This window comes from Blautia hominis, from assembly GCA_002270465.1.
In the GTDB taxonomy this organism is placed as follows: Bacteria; Bacillota; Clostridia; order Lachnospirales; family Lachnospiraceae; genus Blautia; species Blautia hominis.
Genome location: NQOF01000008.1, coordinates 22,867 through 39,912, shown reverse-complemented (window position 1 = coordinate 39,912; position 17,046 = coordinate 22,867). Strand labels below are relative to the sequence as shown.

At 44.1% G+C, this 17,046-nt stretch carries 13 protein-coding genes, 1 pseudogene, 1 CRISPR repeat array and 1 riboswitch; of the genes and pseudogenes, 5 read left to right on the top strand and 9 right to left on the bottom strand.

Going from position 1 to position 17,046, the window contains the following annotated elements:
* Positions 1 to 141: 141 nt before the first annotated feature.
* Entirely contained in the window at positions 142 to 3,300 is a 3,159-nt protein-coding gene (locus CI595_RS21730) for an ATP-binding protein (RefSeq protein ID WP_095175715.1), read from the top strand.
* A gap of 144 nt (positions 3,301 to 3,444) precedes the next feature.
* Here CI595_RS21730 and CI595_RS21725 read toward each other — a convergent pair whose 3' ends face one another.
* The 5 genes from CI595_RS21725 to CI595_RS21705 form a co-directional block, all read right to left on the bottom strand.
* Entirely contained in the window at positions 3,445 to 3,930 is a 486-nt protein-coding gene (locus tag CI595_RS21725; protein ID WP_095175714.1) for a pyridoxamine 5'-phosphate oxidase family protein, read from the bottom strand.
* A gap of 15 nt (positions 3,931 to 3,945) precedes the next feature.
* Positions 3,946 to 4,608: an ECF transporter S component gene (locus tag CI595_RS21720; protein WP_095175713.1), complete on the bottom strand. Its 663-nt coding sequence runs from the start codon at positions 4,606 to 4,608 to the stop codon at positions 3,946 to 3,948.
* A 68-nt stretch (positions 4,609 to 4,676) separates the two neighbouring features.
* Positions 4,677 to 4,815, bottom strand: a riboswitch (FMN riboswitch).
* Positions 4,816 to 4,995: 180 nt separating this feature from the next.
* Positions 4,996 to 6,537, bottom strand: a complete 1,542-nt coding sequence (locus CI595_RS21715; protein ID WP_095175712.1) for an AAA family ATPase — start codon at positions 6,535 to 6,537, stop codon at positions 4,996 to 4,998.
* A gap of 46 nt (positions 6,538 to 6,583) precedes the next feature.
* Positions 6,584 to 7,879 (bottom strand): vWA domain-containing protein, encoded by a 1,296-nt coding sequence (locus tag CI595_RS21710; protein WP_095175711.1) that lies wholly within the window; start codon positions 7,877 to 7,879, stop codon positions 6,584 to 6,586.
* Positions 7,880 to 7,907: 28 nt separating this feature from the next.
* The gene (locus tag CI595_RS21705; RefSeq protein WP_095175710.1) at positions 7,908 to 8,336 is read right to left on the bottom strand and encodes a hypothetical protein; all 429 of its coding nucleotides are present in this window, start codon (positions 8,334 to 8,336) and stop codon (positions 7,908 to 7,910) included.
* Between the two features lie 337 nt (positions 8,337 to 8,673).
* Here CI595_RS21705 and CI595_RS21700 point away from each other — a divergent pair, with 337 nt between their 5' ends.
* The gene (locus tag CI595_RS21700; RefSeq protein WP_095175709.1) at positions 8,674 to 9,603 is read left to right on the top strand and encodes an alpha/beta fold hydrolase; all 930 of its coding nucleotides are present in this window, start codon (positions 8,674 to 8,676) and stop codon (positions 9,601 to 9,603) included.
* 173 nt (positions 9,604 to 9,776) lie between these two features.
* On the opposite strand, the gene CI595_RS21695 is transcribed toward CI595_RS21700, so the two are convergent.
* Positions 9,777 to 9,983: a hypothetical protein gene (locus CI595_RS21695; protein ID WP_095175708.1), complete on the bottom strand. Its 207-nt coding sequence runs from the start codon at positions 9,981 to 9,983 to the stop codon at positions 9,777 to 9,779.
* A gap of 15 nt (positions 9,984 to 9,998) precedes the next feature.
* On the bottom strand, positions 9,999 to 10,898 hold the full coding sequence (locus CI595_RS21690; RefSeq protein WP_095175707.1) for a radical SAM protein: 900 nt from the start codon (positions 10,896 to 10,898) through the stop codon (positions 9,999 to 10,001).
* Positions 10,899 to 11,079: 181 nt separating this feature from the next.
* On the opposite strand from CI595_RS21690, the gene CI595_RS21685 reads away from it, so the two are divergent.
* Positions 11,080 to 11,442 carry a winged helix-turn-helix transcriptional regulator gene (locus CI595_RS21685; protein WP_095175706.1) on the top strand — a complete coding sequence of 121 codons (363 nt, stop codon included), beginning with the start codon at positions 11,080 to 11,082 and terminating at the stop codon, positions 11,440 to 11,442.
* A gap of 496 nt (positions 11,443 to 11,938) precedes the next feature.
* Positions 11,939 to 12,709: a hypothetical protein gene (locus CI595_RS26745; RefSeq protein ID WP_156087482.1), complete on the top strand. Its 771-nt coding sequence runs from the start codon at positions 11,939 to 11,941 to the stop codon at positions 12,707 to 12,709.
* 607 nt (positions 12,710 to 13,316) lie between these two features.
* Here CI595_RS26745 and CI595_RS27205 read toward each other — a convergent pair.
* Positions 13,317 to 13,859: pseudogene (locus CI595_RS27205) on the bottom strand (thioester domain-containing protein); the annotation flags it as partial.
* Positions 13,860 to 14,167: 308 nt separating this feature from the next.
* A CRISPR array of direct repeats spans positions 14,168 to 14,993; the repeat unit is 32 nt; unit sequence ATTTCAATCCACACTTCCGTGTAGGAAGTGAC.
* A gap of 430 nt (positions 14,994 to 15,423) precedes the next feature.
* Entirely contained in the window at positions 15,424 to 16,332 is a 909-nt protein-coding gene (gene cas6 / locus CI595_RS21675; protein WP_095175705.1) for a CRISPR system precrRNA processing endoribonuclease RAMP protein Cas6, read from the bottom strand.
* A gap of 193 nt (positions 16,333 to 16,525) precedes the next feature.
* Here cas6 and CI595_RS21670 point away from each other — a divergent pair, with 193 nt between their 5' ends.
* Positions 16,526 to 16,984 (top strand): hypothetical protein, encoded by a 459-nt coding sequence (locus CI595_RS21670; RefSeq protein WP_095175704.1) that lies wholly within the window; start codon positions 16,526 to 16,528, stop codon positions 16,982 to 16,984.
* Positions 16,985 to 17,046: the final 62 nt, after the last annotated feature.

The window sequence follows — 17,046 nt, the reverse complement described above, 5'->3', positions numbered from 1 at the left end:
TATTGAGTTTTGCAGCTATTTGTTTTATAATTATTAAACATAATAATATGAACAAGGTGCTGTTCCGCATAGAGACACGCAGCCAAGATCAGTATTGATGGGCGCGCATTAAAAAAGAAACAGGGAATAAGGATAAAACATATGGGAATTAATCTGAGTTATGAAGAGTTAAATCATGAATACAGTATGCTGATGAGTGTTCTGGGTGCCAGTGTCAGCCGGCATCTTTTGGACGAACATTTTACCTGTGTATGGGCAAACGATTACTATTATGAGTTGATCCGCTATCCAAAGCCGGAATATGAGGCCAGATTCCACAACCATTGTGACGAATATTTCTACAACAATCCGGAAGGCTGGAAACTGCTCATGGACAAAGTAAATTCCACCTTGGAAAAAAATGAGACACAATATACCGTCTATCTGCCAATGCTTTATCCTGATGGAGAAACTTTCTGGGTCAAACTGCAGTCAGCCTTTACAGATGAGTATATTCACGGATACCGTGTAGCCTACACTGCTATGACTGATGTAACGGAGATGATGCAGGCCCGCAGGGACAGGGAATATACACAGCGCGTCTATCAAAAAATGACCCGGGAACAGGAAATGCTCATGGGTGCACTGAATGTAAGTGTCAGCAAACATATGATCGATGAACATTTTACCTGTGTGTGGGCGAACAAATATTACTATAGACTGATCGGTTATACCAAAGAAAAGTATGAAGCGCTTTTCCATAACCATGCCGATGAATATTACAGCAATAATCCGGAAGGCTGGGAACTGCTGGCTGCAAAGGTTGCATCCGTTCTGGAAAAAGGGGAAGACCAATATGAAATGATCGTCCCGATGAAATATGAGGACGGCTCCAGTTATTGGGTCAAACTGTTCAGCTATTTTACGGATGAATACATAAACGGTATCCGTACCTCCTACACGGTCATGACAGATGTAACGGAACTGGTACAGATGAAAAATGAGCAGGAAATGCTTATGCGCGCCATGAAAGTCAGTGTCAGCCGTCATCTGGTAGACGAACATTTTACTGTCGTTTGGGCCAATGATTTTTACTATCAGCTAATCGGTTATTCCAAAAGTAAGTACGAAGCACTATTTCATAACCACTGCGATGAATATTTCCGCAATAATCCGGAAAGCTGGAATACCATCCATAATAAAATCAACCAGATGTTTGCAGACCCCCAAAAGAGCTATGAAATTTTCATACCCCTGAGGCTCCCGGACGGCTCCACAAACTGGGTTAAAATGGTAGGATTTTTTACAGATACATACCTGGATGGAAAGCAGATTGCTTATACCACCATGGTCAGCGTCACAGATATGATGCAGATACAGCAGGAAAGGACCATCGCTTACGATAATATTCCCGGTTTTATTGTCAAGCACCGTATCATGCCGGATTCCATCATGATACTGGACGCAAGTGAACGGATCAAAGATATTTTTGATCTGGACCTTGAGCATCTGCATACCATAGATCCATATTCTATCCTGCAGCCGGAAAGCCGGGCGCAGATGAAAGCTAATCATCCTAATTTTAGAAAAGGTGAACCTTTTGAGGGGACAATACGTGTCAAGGATAAGCATGACCGTGACCGTTGGTTTCAGATTCACTGTACCTGCATTGACTCTGTGGCAGATGATCCGGTATATATGACAATTTTTATCGACGTCACTGACATCACGGAGCTCAGGGAGCTGCAAAGTAAACTGGAAGAACGCACGGAAATGCTCAACGATGCCTTGGAAACCGCCAAACAGGCAAACATGGCAAAATCAGATTTCTTGTCCCGTATGAGCCATGATATCCGCACCCCGATGAATGTTATCGCAGGGATGACAGATATTGCAGACAGCCATCTGCACGACAAAGAACGTGTGAAAGACTGTCTTCGTAAAATCCGCCTTTCCAGCCATCATCTCTTGGGCTTGATCAATGATGTCCTGGATATGTCACAAATTGAAAACGGGAATTTTCACATTAACATGGAACCCATCTCCCTCCCTGAGGTACTGCGGGAGGTGATCATGATCACATTAGCCGGGATCCATGAACACGGCCAGGTTTTTGATGTTCACATAATGCATTTGGAAAACGAGAAATTTTGCAGTGATGACCTCCGCCTGCGTCAAATCCTGCTGAACCTTTTGTCAAATGCCTGCAAATTTACGCCTTATGGGGGGCATATTATTTTTGATACAGAGCAATTGCCCGCGGCACAGGACGAAAGATCCAGGATACGTTTTACAGTTTCCGACACAGGCGCCGGAATGAGCCGGGCGTTCATGGAACATCTATTCGAGGCTTTTACCCGTGAACAGGACAGCCGGACTGACCGGATCGAAGGCAGCGGCCTTGGTATGTGCATAACAAAACGGCTGGTGGATATGCTGGATGGAACTATCACGGTGGAGAGTGAACCCGGGAAAGGTACCGTATTTCAGGTTACCCTGCCAATGACCCCGGTGCCGGAAAATGACGGTCCGCCTCTGCCCGATGTTCCGGTTCTGCTGGCAGACCATGATCCGTTCGTTTTACAGTATGGCGCTCAGGAACTTTGTGCACTGGGGATTCATGCTGAATGTGCCGAAAATATTGGAAAAGCAAGGGCCATGGTTCAAAAACGGCACCGGGAAGGCTGTGGATACCGTATCCTTATACTGGACCAGGAAATGTCCCACGCTCAAGACCTGGAACAAGATATCCAACTTCTGAAAAACAGTGGGGACAATCTGCATCTGATCCTCTCCTCCTTTGAAAGAAACGGCATCCGGAAAGGGCCGGACACCGGCTTTATAGAAAAACCCTTTTTCCGTTCCACATTCAGAAACTGCCTTTCGGAGTATCTAGGCGGCGGCAGGCGCATAGAACCTCAGGTGGAATCCCATGATTTCAGCGGGAAAACCTTCCTGCTTGCAGAGGATAATGAACTTAACCGGGAGATTGCCGTGGAATTACTCGGCAGTATGGGAGCCAAATTGGAAATTGCCGTCAATGGTGAAGAAGCACTTTTGCAGTTCCGGCAAAGCCCGCTCTATTTCTACGACCTTATTTTAATGGATATCCAGATGCCTCTGATGAACGGCTACGATGCTGCCCGTGCCATTCGTTCCCTAAACCGCTCAGATGCGCAAAAGGTACCCATTATTGCCATGACAGCAGACGCCTTTGTAAGCGATATCCAAAATGCCAAATCTGCCGGCATGAACGGTCATATGGCAAAACCTCTGGATCATGAGGTTATGTCACGTGAAATCAGTAAATACCTGGACTAAAGAATCTTTTACAGAATATCAAAAGATCTGCCGTCCTCCTTCCTTTGATCTCAAGGGATAAAAAAGTGGGTATCACAAAGCTTTACACTTTGTGATACCCACTTTTTTTCATAACCGCAGAGCCTTGGCGGAGCGGGCCTTCTATCATTTTTTATCGTAAGGTATGACTTCCACTGATTTTTTGTCAAAATCAATAAAAAGCTGGTATGCATACCCATCCTCACTGGTATCCCAGATCTCCACATATTTTGGTGAAACCTCAATAAGGATTTCCGTATCCTCATGGCTGTATTTGTTATAGCTCTCCCACAGATACTTTTTGTATCCCTCCTCAAATCTGTGTCCCGGCTCCTCCACAACAAGTCCTTTATTGTGGGCAGTTCCTTCTACCTGCACGCCGCTCCAGCACATAGCTACCTTGGGATTTTCCAAAAGCTGTTTTGTTTTTCTGAAGTTTTTGTCCGTTTTAAAGTAAATCTTGTCATCATAAAAAAGACAGCTTACGTTCCTGACCATTACATAGTCATTGAGGCTGGATGCCAGTGCCATGATCTTGCTGTTCCCCAGCATCTCAAACATACGTCCCACAGCGTCCTCATAGCTGATGGATTTGTCCAGTGAAAATTTCATTTTTGTTTTCCTCCTTTATTTTTCTACAATACTTTTAATTACTTTACTCAGTCTTTTATATAACAGAAATGTCAGGACTGACGTCACTCCGTATTTGATCAGATTAAACGGCAGGATTCCTAAGACCGCCATAGAAAAGGCATTTTTCATAGCTGGGTTTACTGCGCTGCACATTGAAATGATTTCATCCATAGTCATGCCAAACAACCGCACATAAAAGGGAATGATCAGATACAGGTTCGTAAAAACAGCCACAATGCCAACCAGTACCGTGCTGACCCCCATACCTGCCAACGCCGTCTTCTTCGTCTTGTGTCTGTGGTAGATCAGCAGTGCAGGCAGAACATAACAGCAGCTCAAAATAAAATTCTGTATCTCCCCCGTTCCCAGAGAGAAGCTGCCCTGCATGACAAGCTGTAGCAGTATTTTGACCACAATGATCATAAGCGCCGCACCGGGACCGAACATAAATCCTCCCAGCATCTCCATCAGACCGGATAAGTCAAAGGACATAAAGGGCGGCATGAAAGGCAGCGGAAACCTGAAAAGCATAAGAACAGCACTGACTGCCCCCATCAGGCCTGCAAAGGCTATTTTCTTTACCCGCATTTTCGCACCTGCCTGGGCCTTCATTCCATTGCCAAAAGCTGCATTGGTTGTTTCTTGAGTCTGGTTCATAGTTTGTATCCTCCTTCAAAAAAAATGAGCCCGGAACAATATATATGCTCCGGGCGTAGTTTCACAGAAAATGTCTTTTCTCATCCGGACTATACCGTCGGTGCCGGAATTCCCCTTATCATACAAAAGGAGTCACCGGCTCAGCCGCCAAAGCGGGTCATGGACTATACCATCGGTAGGGACTTACACCCTGCCACAAAGACTTCAATATTCTTTTTTTGAAATCAGAAATGCAGTAAACATCATCTGTTACAATTGATTATATACCAGACTTTCCCATGTGTAAACAGAAAATGCGAAATTAAAGTTTACTGTTCACAGGCCACTGTACCGGGAGGCGTTTTCATGCTGAAAGCATGAAAATGCCGAGGCAGCCAGCGCTGGGATTCATGAGCCATGGTGTGGATCCGATTCCCCCGTCATTTCAAGGCATGCGCTTCTCAATTCATCCTCTTTTTCACGGTAGAGAAGGATCTCGCTGTATTTAAAATAGGTATCACATCCATGACTGCTGATAAATTCCATAGCCTTTTCGTTTTTCGACAATCCCGTCACAAAAAGCACCATCTCCTGTTCCTCACCAAAAGAATCTTTTACAAACCGAAATGTATGTTCCAGCTCCGCACTTATCTTTGTTATGATATCTTGTCTCTCCTTCAAATCCTGGTGAAACCATTCCCTGACACAGGCCATACCTTCCGTTTTCTCCAGAATATGATTCTCCTTCAGGGAAAGACTGTAAGATTCCAGGCGTTCCAGAGCCCATTCCTGTTCAGATGCCTGATCTACGGTTATCTTTTCTGCCGTCTTTTCTGTTTCCAGTTCTCTTCTTTCTATCTCTGTAAAGGCAGTGAGCGACTGAATATCTTCCTGATTTTCCAAAAAACATTTGAATAACTTTAATATTTCATAGAGTGTACTGATCCTCCCGTCAATATGCGTATATGTTCTGAACGACTGGTTGAGATAAGCCAGAAGGAGACCAACTACCGTAAATCTTTCCTCAAAGCCAGCCACCTGCGCCATATCCCTCCGCCGCTCATATTCCGCTTTGGGCAATGTGCCTGCTGCAATCTCCGTAACCGCATAATCTGTTCCGTATTTGCAGTAAAGCTGATAATAAGCCGCAAAATCCCTGGCTATTTCCTCTTTTTGAAGATATTGGACCACCAGCTTCTCTGTAACCGGGAACTGAAACCGTTCATAACTTTTCAGAATCTCGGACAAATCCTCCCAGCCTCTTGCCGTCACGAAAAACTTGCCGTCCACAGTATTTTCCACGAGATAGAAATTCTCTTTTTTAATATTCAGGTAAGAGAGCACAGCGGCGTGTATCTGCTGTGACCAGGCATATTCCATCCAGACACTGCAGTCCACATCAATATCTATTTTTCTCACCCTGTCCAGTGTGACAATATCAAATTCCCGGACAGATTTATTATACTCCGGCGGATTGCCCGCAGCAGCGATCAGCCACCCTTCCGGCACTTTATGGCTTCCGAAAGTTTTATTCTGCAGAAACTGCAGCATAGTGGGTGCCAGGGTTTCAGATACACAGTTAATCTCATCAATGAAAAGAATCCCTTCCTTTTTCCCTGTGCGCTCCATGCACTCATAGACTGAGGCTATAATCTCACTGAGGGTATATTCTGTAACGCTCACGGTCTGTCCCTGATATGTTTTACTTTTTATATTCGGCAGTCCCACAGCGCTTTGCCTTGTATGATGGGTAATGGTGTAAGATACCAGCCCCACATTGCACTCCTCTGCCACCTGCTCCATAATGGCTGTCTTACCGATACCCGGCGGCCCCATGAGCAGTATGGGCCTCTGTCTCACCAGCGGAAACATGTAATTGCCCCAGTCGTCTTTCTGATGGTAGGATTTTAATGTGTTGCTGATTTCCAGCTTTGCCTCTTTGATGTTCATTTTTTCCTCCTTGCAGGGTATGGAATCATGTCCGGGAATATTTTTGTCAATGGGAAACTACCAGCTTCATAGCCCAGCACGGCACCCTGTCCATGCCGTTTCCGCCTTTCAAAAAAACAAATGCCGTCTCGTAATCCGGCCTGCATTTCGGATAAATTCCATCTCCGTCTGTAAAATAAATCAGTGCTTTCAGATTTCTGATCTCTTTCTTTTCTTTCTGTTCTGCCACATAAGCAAACACAGGCCGAAAATCTGTTCCGCCCCGTCCCTGTATTTTAATATTTTTGCTGTATGCTTTCCATTCCTCTTCTGAATGGATAACAATACTCTCCCGTATGCTGCAGTCACACTGGACAAGATGAACCTTCATCTTTTTAAAGAAATTTTCACGTTCACTGAGAATGCTGTATGTCTCTGCAAGGAACTGCTGTACGGTTTCTCTGGAACAGGAGCCTGAGGTGTCCAGGGCAATGACCAGTTCTTCCAGGCGATTTACTTCTTTATATTCCAGCGGTTCTATAAGAGGCATATCTCCATAATGTTCCATCCCATAATGGTACATGATATAGTCAAAACTTTCTGTATCCAGTTCCACTTCCTCCCTTGGGACCGCGAATTTTTTCAGAAATCTTCTGTAGTCATAACGACTCCTGTGCACCTCCGCTGTCTCCTCCCTGCCGTCACCTTCCTGTTCTCCTGCTCTTTGTTTTTTATCGTGTTTTTTCTGTCCTGTGTAAGCCAGAATCTTTTCCCACTTACTCTTTGTCCTGGCAATCCGCTCTGGTTCCTTCCGCCTGTCCCACAGGCTGTGATCATCAAAGCAGAAGGCTGACTGAATCTCTTCCAGGCTGTCTGAAAAAATGCCCTGCATCAACATTTGGCTGATCCTCTCTGCAGACAGATTCCTGTCTCCCAGTTTTTTTAAACATCGTGTTCTGACCGGCTGGGCAGGCAGGCACAGCCCCGGCAGATTTTCCCGCTCTATGACCTGCTCCACGGCCATATCACACGCAAGATCCCAGATATGCTTACTGTATTCTTCTTTTGGGAACAAATGCAGATAAAGGCAGTGAAGCATCATATGAAGATACCCCCTGCGGATGGCTGCCGGGCTGTGCCCATAGCTGTGCAGCAGATATTCAGGTTCAAAATAAAATATATTTCCTTCTGTTCCGATTCCCCGGATGTGCCTGCAGCTTTCATATGAAACACTGGCAAATGCGCCGTCCAGATATGGAAAATAACTGTAGAGTTCATTTCTGCAGTTTTTCAAAATTTCAACTCCCAGTTTTGCTTTTCGGTTCTCTTCGCCCTTTTTATATTCCTCTGTATTCTCTTCCATTCTTCTTTACCAATCCGTTTTCCGTAGTTTATATAGGAAAACTCTTTTCTGAATACCCGTATTTCTTATCTTTTAGATGCATAAGCCAAACCAAGGCTGCTGTCTTTTGACGCGCTCTGGCTATCTGGATAAATGCATCGAGATGCTCTCTGTCAAACCACCCCAACCCTTCCAGGTATGCGATCTTTTCTACGTCCTCCTCCTCGATCAGTTCTTCCGATGCAGCCAGGATCTGCTCTTTGATATAATTGCCAAAAGCCTCTCTCTGTGTCTCCGAAACACCTTCCCTCAGGAAAAATCCACGCAGCGCAGCAGCAAGGCGCACGGCTTCCTTGTCTGACTCTTTGAATTTCCGGTATACCTTTTCCCCCTCCTCCTGAGGGTTTTCTCTTTTTTGTCTCTCCAGCCCTTGTACTGCGATCTCTACATCTTTTAGAAAGTCACTTTTTTCTCTCATAACAGTCCCCCTTCCACTAAAACATCTGATCCGGGAATTACACCGTGGTATAAAAGCAGCCTGGTACCGTCCTATTTTTCTTCACTCAATCTTTGTCATATCCAGTATATCATTAATTAGCACAAATAGGTAATAAGATTGTTTACGCGGTAACCGGAACCGCATTCTTTTTCTGCTCCGCAATATCTCTCCTCTGTGGACGTGTCAGCGGATAGCCAAATTATTTTCGCTTGCAAATTGTCTGACTTAATTATAATATTAACTTATAGATTCAGGAAAACGGGGGAATCGCCCCCCAAATGGAGTCCTATATTTTTCAAAAACGGAGGTGTTATTTATGCTGCATGAAGTAAGTTTTTTATCTTACAACAAACGCGACCAGGTACAGGGGTGGATTTATGTCCCCGCCGCAAAACCGAAAGGGATCGTACAGATTATCCATGGTTTCGGTGAGCATTCCAGACGATATCTGCATATGATCGTCAAATTCATGGATGCCGGTTACATTGTAGCTGCTGATGACCATGTGGGGCACGGAAAAACAGCCATGGTCAGCGGTGTATGGGGAGATTGGGGGGATACAGGATTCCACACTATGATGGAAGATGAACACACCCTCAGAGAACTGGTCTGCGGTAAATATCCGGGCCTTCCCTATTTTATCTTCGGTCACAGTATGGGTTCTTTCATTGCCAGAGATTATGCGGCGAATTATGGAAACGACCTGGCAGGTGTTACGATCTGCGGTACCACAGGAATCTTTCGGGGAGCAGACAACGCTGCTGCGCTCTTAAAGAAAGCCATCGACGATGGGATGGGAAATGATTCTGATCCGGAATTCACAGGTTCCCTGATGGGATGGATGTGTGAGCGCTGTGATGATGTTACCATCGGAAATGAATGGATCTGTTCCGACCCATATGTACAGCGTGACCATGCGGAAGATCCTTTCGACGCATTTACCAGACCTACCAGTAATCGTTCTTTATATGATTTCACTCAGATGATGATGGCAATTGAAGGCGTACAGTGGGCTGAAAAGGTTCCCGTAGCCCTGCCATTTTACAATATAGGTGGTGATCAGGACCCTGTGGGGGAATACGGAAAGGGCATCTATGAAGTCTCAAACTGGCTGTGCGAAACCGGGCATGATGTGACCACCAAAGTCTACTCCGGCTACCGCCACGAGATACATAATTACAGTGAAATCAAGGACGAAGTCGAGGCCGGCATAATTGCATTTATGGATGGAGTCATCGGCATTTGACCGGACTTTTCCTATTTACATGCGAGATCTGACATCATTTTCACTGTATCTGAAAAAGAGAATCCACGGACTCTGTGTGGATTCTCTTTTACTCTATCTGGCTTGCCGCAGGAACAGCAGGCTGCATTCGACCATATGATACAGACTTACGCCTGGAAATATTGTGAAAGAGTCTACGGAAGTAAAGTTCTGGCATTCGGCTGATATAACTTTAATTCCTCCAGATCCTGTTCAAATGTATCCATCTTCGCCAAATGGAACGCTTCATCCTGGCATAAGCTGCAAAAACTGCATTTACCATAAGTACATCCTGCCGTCAGTTCAATAATGCAGTAGTCAGGCTCATAAGGCGGCCGCCATGTTCTTCCGCTAAAGTGCATGCTTTTCTTCCCCCTTTACAGATGCGGCAGATCTCTGCGGTATCGCTGTAGTTCTTCTTCACTTACCGTCTCTGTTATCCGATCCAATGTATAAAGCAGTTTCTCTTTGTCCCGTGGCAAAATACCCTGTAACTGAAATGCATTAGATGCCCCCAATGCACCAAAATAGACCGGTATTTTGAGTTTTTTTACAAGCGTCCGCAGTTCCATGTATTTTTCCAGCTCTCCCTCCTCTTTCCAATTACCCTTTTGAATCTCCTGATAAAGTCCGGACTCGGAATAAACGGTCAGCATATTAGCTCCAATCCGTACCGGATGAAGTTGATTGCACACCTCTGCAGTCGCCTTTGCCCCAATGTTCCCCCGCCCGGCTCCCGATATACCGGTAAGATAAAAGAAGTTGTAAGATATGCCTGCCTCATCCAGACGGCTGCACTGCCGAATAATATCAGAAGCTAAATAACCTTTATCCATAAAAGTAAGCGCCTCATCGTCTCCGGTTTCAATTCCAATGGTAATCCCGTCATAACCTGCCAGCCGAAGATTTGACAGTTCTTTATCTGTTTTTGCAGTAACATCTGTAACTCTGGCAAAACAGCCTATCGTTTCGATGGTGGGATGATACCTGTGAATCAGGGAAGCGATCTCCATCAGCCTGCCAAATTTCAAAACAAATGGATTGGCTCCAGTCAAAAAGACCCGCCTCCCATGGAAATCCGGCCATAACTCTGACTGCCCTTTCAATTCTATTAAATCCTCTTCTATATCTGCCAAAGGGGACATGCGGAATTTGAAGGGAAGCTCTTCATATAGTGTACAGAACTTACACCTGTGATGAGTACATCCTGCCGTAACTTCAAGTAAAAGGGAAGGCGCCTCATAAGGCGGCCTCCAGATGGTTCCTGTATAATGCATAATAAATGACTCCTCTCTGTGTTTTAATGCATCTTTCTTTATTAACTTACTGAAACCGCTTAAGAAAAACAAGTACGGGCTTTTTTTGTATATAGTACATTTTTTAATACTATGTATGAAAAAGAGTCTTACTTGATTTCCTCTGATAATTGGGATATACTCTCAGAAAAGAGGTGATCAGATGTCTGAAAATAAATTCAGCAGTGAAGAAAACATTGCACGCTGCATCCCTATGGGTAAGCTGCAATCTGTAATTGGAGGGAAATGGAAAATACTGATTCTATGGTATATATACTTCTATAAAGTACAGCGTTTTGGTGAACTGCGCCGCCGGCTTGACGGCATCACACAGTCTACACTCACAAAACAGCTCCGGGAACTTGAAGAGGATGGTTTTCTGCACCGGGAAGTCTATAAGGAAATTCCTCCAAAAGTGGAGTATGCATTGACAGCACTCGGTGAAAGTTTTATCCCTGTACTACAGACCATGATGACATGGAGCGAACGGTTTCTATGTCCTGAATATAAAAATCCTTATAAATAAAATCTCAATTTATCTTATTTTACAGTTTATAAAAAATCCAGAAGGATGCTCCCAATGAATGGCATTTTGTTAAGAGTTTTGGAAGAAGCTATCACGGTTTTGTGGCAGCTTCTTTTCTGTACTCCTTTCGATTTGTAATTATTACTTTTATTAAAAGCCCCTACACCACCATTATAGTGATGTGGGGGCTTAACTGAATACTATTTGGAATATCCCCTGGGGTTCATTCTAATTTCTCCAGCGCGTTTATGCCAGGATATATTACTGATGGCGCAGAACGGGATTGTAAAAATGCACTTCTTGATTGTTCGGTTTTTCATAATTATATCCCACCGTTCTGTATTTACTATTACAAATTTCATTCTGCACTACCGGACGTGATTTTCTGCTGTTCCACTATTCCTCTATCACATAGGTGTATTTTTCGGTGAGCACGGCTGGCGGTAGTGTTCTTGTTTTCCGAAATGTTCCGACTGGCATGACTGTTTTGGAGGACATGTGGAACATAACTTCGGCGGGCATGGAAGACACGGCTTCGATGGACATAACGAGCATGGGGGACACGGCTTCGGCGGGCACGGTGGCTCTGGTGGGCATGGCTTCGGCGGGCACGGTGGTTCCGGTGAACACGGCGGCTCTGGCGGGCATGGCTTTGGTGGGCACGGTGGTTCCGGTGGACATGGCGGCTCTGGCGGGCACGGGTTCAGCGGACACGGCGGCTCTGGCGGGCATGGTTTCGGTGGGCACGAATTCGGCGGACACGGCGGGTATGGTGGGTATGACTTCGGTGGGCACGGATTCGGCGGACACGACGGCTCTGGCGGGCATGGTTTCGGTGGGTATGGGTATGGTGGGTATGGTTTCGGTGGGTATAGGTCCGGTGGACACGGCGGATATGATGGGTATGGTGGGTATGGGTCCGGTGGACACGGTGGTTCTGGCGGGCATGGCTTCGATGAGCACGGGTACGGCGGATACGGTGGCTCTGGCGGGCATGGCTTCGGTGAGCATGGATTCGGCGGGTATGGTGGGTATGGGAACTCCGGGGGGTATGATTCAGGTTGACACGGCGGGTATGGTGGATACGGTTTCGATGGGCACGGCGGATATGGTGGATATAATCCAGGACCCCAGCCCGGATAACATGGTATTATACATGAAAATGACAGTGGATATCCATTTGTTCCCCCACTGTAAATATTCGATAAATTATTGTTGTTGTTATTATTGTTGTTGTTATTATTGTTGTTGTTATTGTTGTTATTGATATTGATTCCCAACTGTCCCTGTAGTCCCCGCTCTTCCTGCGAAGTATAGCAGTCCGGGACTGGATATTCCACACATACACAGACTTCAGCCTGCAAATTAACCTGAACATCATCAAATGAGGTACCTATAGGCTGATAATTTAGTGCTGTACTTTGTGCCTCCATTGTAACCACACGCGTTATGGTTCCTGAAAATGATGCTGTCACAGTAAAACAAACAAATTTACTGCATGTGCGGAGTGCAAGATAGAATTCCTGTCCAATAACAGGATTGGAAATTGGATTGCCGCAGAAATCCATAAAGGTCACAGAATAGTCATCTCCACAACTACAGAATGGTGTAACTGTAACCTTAGGCTGACCTGAAAAACTGGACAAAACACGAAATGGACCTATAAGAAGTCTTCCGCATACAGTCCGTACTTCATCGGGACATCCCTGAAATACAAAGTAGGGCGCTCCCCGTTCTGCAGATAACGTGCTTCTATTGCAACAGTTCATCACAGACCTATCTCCGCAGCATCCAGGTTTGGATAAAGGTGATAAAACCGGTAGTTCAGGTTCTGAATCCACATATTCTCCTGCAAGTCTTAGAATTTCCAGAACTGCAGTACGCATTCTGTCAGATTTCGGATGCGTCTCACCGCTTGTGCAATCCAAAAAATACACTTCATCAAGATCTATTTGTCCAAGCAGTACCCAAAGTGCAATCTGAACTGCCGCATAAGCATCATTCTTGTCAAGAACCGGGCTGGCCGCAGCATCTACCCCTGCCAACTCAAATGTGGCATCAGCACTTATGGCAGGGTAGGTATTTGCCAAAATCCAACCAAGCATCTCTTTCTGCCGTTCTGTAGCTGCCGGAAACAATGTTTCAAACGGCCGACTTTCATAAGGCACATCATTATAAGGTCCATCGGCGAATTTATCCAGACAATAAACCGGTTTATTAGTACTACCCAAAATATTTCCAAAGAATTGGAATATTTGGTTGTGATCCTCTCTTTTTAGACGGTATCGTGAAGCGGAAGTATAGTCCAACGCACAATAACTCTCCACCCCTGGATTACCACCAGCGGTACCGCTGATATCTTTATCAGAATAGATAATAAAAGGGCGTAGCGCCCTTAATGCTTCTATATCAATCATGAAATATTCCTCCTTACTTTTTGATTGTAATAAGAAGATAATTACACAATTAATATATGCCGGTATATAAGATTTGCTTGTTTGTCTCATATCTGGAGGTTCAAACAGCTTTTATAGTGTCTTACTTTAAAATCCACTTATAGTTTTCACTTTAAACAGGGGAAAGTTATGTACATAGACAAGATATTACATGGATAGGTGTTACCTATTCTTATTGAATGCAACAACAGTAATTACTCCAAAATGGGTGATATTCGTATAGTATTCCTGGCTGTTGTCATTGAAATACGTTTCTCAAAATCATCCCGATTTCAATCCACACTTCCGTGTAGGAAGTGACTTGTACTTTGCATTGTTGAAAGCCACGTTTGATGTATTTCAATCCACACTTCCGTGTAGGAAGTGACTTTCATCCATCGAACCGCTCATGATATATTGGAATTTCAATCCACACTTCCGTGTAGGAAGTGACCGGGGCAGGTTCCGGTGTGGGTTCTGGCTCCGGTACATTTCAATCCACACTTCCGTGTAGGAAGTGACACGCTGGCGCAACCGCGCTCCCCTGGGAACCATATATTTCAATCCACACTTCCGTGTAGGAAGTGACGCCTTTATGTTTGGCAATAATGCAACAAATAACATATTTCAATCCACACTTCCGTGTAGGAAGTGACAACTTGTGCTGCTCCCTGTCTGGCAAACAATATTTCAATCCACACTTCCGTGTAGGAAGTGACTTGTACTGTGATCCGGCTCGACGTCGAGTCTGTTATTTCAATCCACACTTCCGTGTAGGAAGTGACTTGGCAAGGTTGCTGATTTGATAAAAACTCTTTGGATTTCAATCCACACTTCCGTGTAGGAAGTGACCGTAGCCAGTGGTGTAAACGATATTGCTGACATGCTATTTCAATCCACACTTCCGTGTAGGAAGTGACGACTGTATCCATTAAATGGGGTATCCTGCAGGAATTTCAATCCACACTTCCGTGTAGGAAGTGACTCGTGCCACCTCAAAGGCCACCACCAGCAAGATATTTCAATCCACACTTCCGTGTAGGAAGTGACTTTACCTGTAATTCATTCATTCGCTGTTCCTCCCATTTCAATCCACACTTCCGTGTAGGAAGTGACAGCAAAATCATACAATTTTAACCAAATATTTTGTACTTTTCCTCTAAATTCTACCCCTTCTTTCCTCAAATTGCAATCCTGACTTACGTTATTTCCATTAAAATAATACAATCTTTATATTTCCATCCTTTTTTCAGGTGCGAATCCCCCTGATAATCCATGTGCACTCTACATTCGCACCTGACAATTATCCATATATTTTCTTCTGGATCATACGGAAACTCTGTATAAAACTCAACCGCACTCAAGCACGGTTCATCCAACCCTGACAAGATTTCTCTATAGTACCCCATCGGATAAGGACCAGAAGTCTTTAACATTTAATTAACAATAAATCTCTCAACTTCCGCGAAATAGCAGTGAGCCTTTTTATTATCTCTTATATTAATCGCTTCTGACTCAACTGTCTTTGCCATATATATGTTCTTCTCTATTTGTCATAAAATACTTCATAGTGTCCAAATCCAATTGTTGCCCCTTTTCCAACCCGCAGATATTTTCCTACTTCCAGAATCGGCACGAATTGCGATAAATCACCTTCATATAGAACCCATCCTGTCTTGGACGTAAGTTCCAGTTTACCATCTTTCTGATTCATGGAATACCTGGAAAAAGGGATTTCCCTCCAATATTCATCTAAAGTTTGAATTCCCCTGGCCTGTTCCAGCAACTCCTCCTTATTCCACTCCAATTCAAAATCCATATGGGCTTTCGTCAACAGTGATATTCTGCGTATCAGAAACTGTATAAACATTTCAAAGGGCAGTCTGTCAAATAATCTCTCTCCAGAAATAATTCTTAGAGGCGTATCAAAAAACAAGCTGGCATAAGAAGCATTTCTTTCTTTAATCTGCAGTGGACCAGGTGAGAGATTACGAATCCAGCTTTTCCCCCCGGCAAAAATCACCTTGCCTGAGTTTGCATCTACTATCTGTCTCAGGCGAAATGTGAGTCTTGCAGCACCCCATCCTTTTTGTTCTGCTGCCTGCAGTGCATCCAAATACACTCCAGCTCTTTCTGCCCCTGTCCCAAACAATGTAAGATCAAAAACACATAAATCCCCTTTTTTCCATCTCTCCCTGCCTTCCCCGTGTACATATAACACATATGGATTCACCGCGCCTGCTTCACCACCCGTATTGCTGAAACACTTGACATAGAGACATGTGTCTTTTCTTACACACTTAAAACATCTCTTATCGGGATAGTCACAGCAAAAATCCCTGATGCAGTGTCCTAATATACCTCTTATTGTAGAACCCAAATAAGAAGGAAGTCTGCCTTCTTCCTGACATTCATATGTTGCTCGTAATGTTAAAATATTTATGAACTCGAACATACAGCCTCCTTGGCCTTTTTGTTTATTTTATTACATTATATACCATTTTTCACCAAATAAAAACCTCCTGATAATATAGAAATACATATATCAGAATAAATACGCATTGCTATACTTATTCTCTAAAATGTTGTATAATAAAGCAACATTAAACTTGCAGAAGATATCGTTTATAATAACGGAGGAATTAACGATGCAAAACTTTCTCAAAATGTTGACAAGCGACTGTAAAAATGAGGATCTGCCCGAAGAATTTAATTATTTCGGAAAGCTTATCGGCAGTTGGAAAATCGACTATATTGATAACAGCAATTTTTACTCGAGGAAAGGCGAATGGCATTTTTCATGGATTCTTGATGGGATGGCAATTCAGGATGTTATTATGCTGCCCGATTATGAATATGGAACGACGCTTCGCGTCTATAATCCTGGTACATGTGCTTGGGATATCGCCTATTGTTATACCGGAAAGATCATGCGGTTTGAAGCGCGAAAACAAGGCGATAGAATAGTCCTTACGAACATAGAAGATGAAAGAAGAAAATGGGTCTTTGCCAAAATTGAGGATGATAATTTTCACTGGCAGGATATTATAGTAAAGGATGACGGTGAATGGCAGATTAATTTTGACTTATATGCCCAGCGCATGTAATAAGCATATTGTTATTGCACAGTCTTAGCATAAAGCAGCCTTCAACTTACAATTTGACGAGG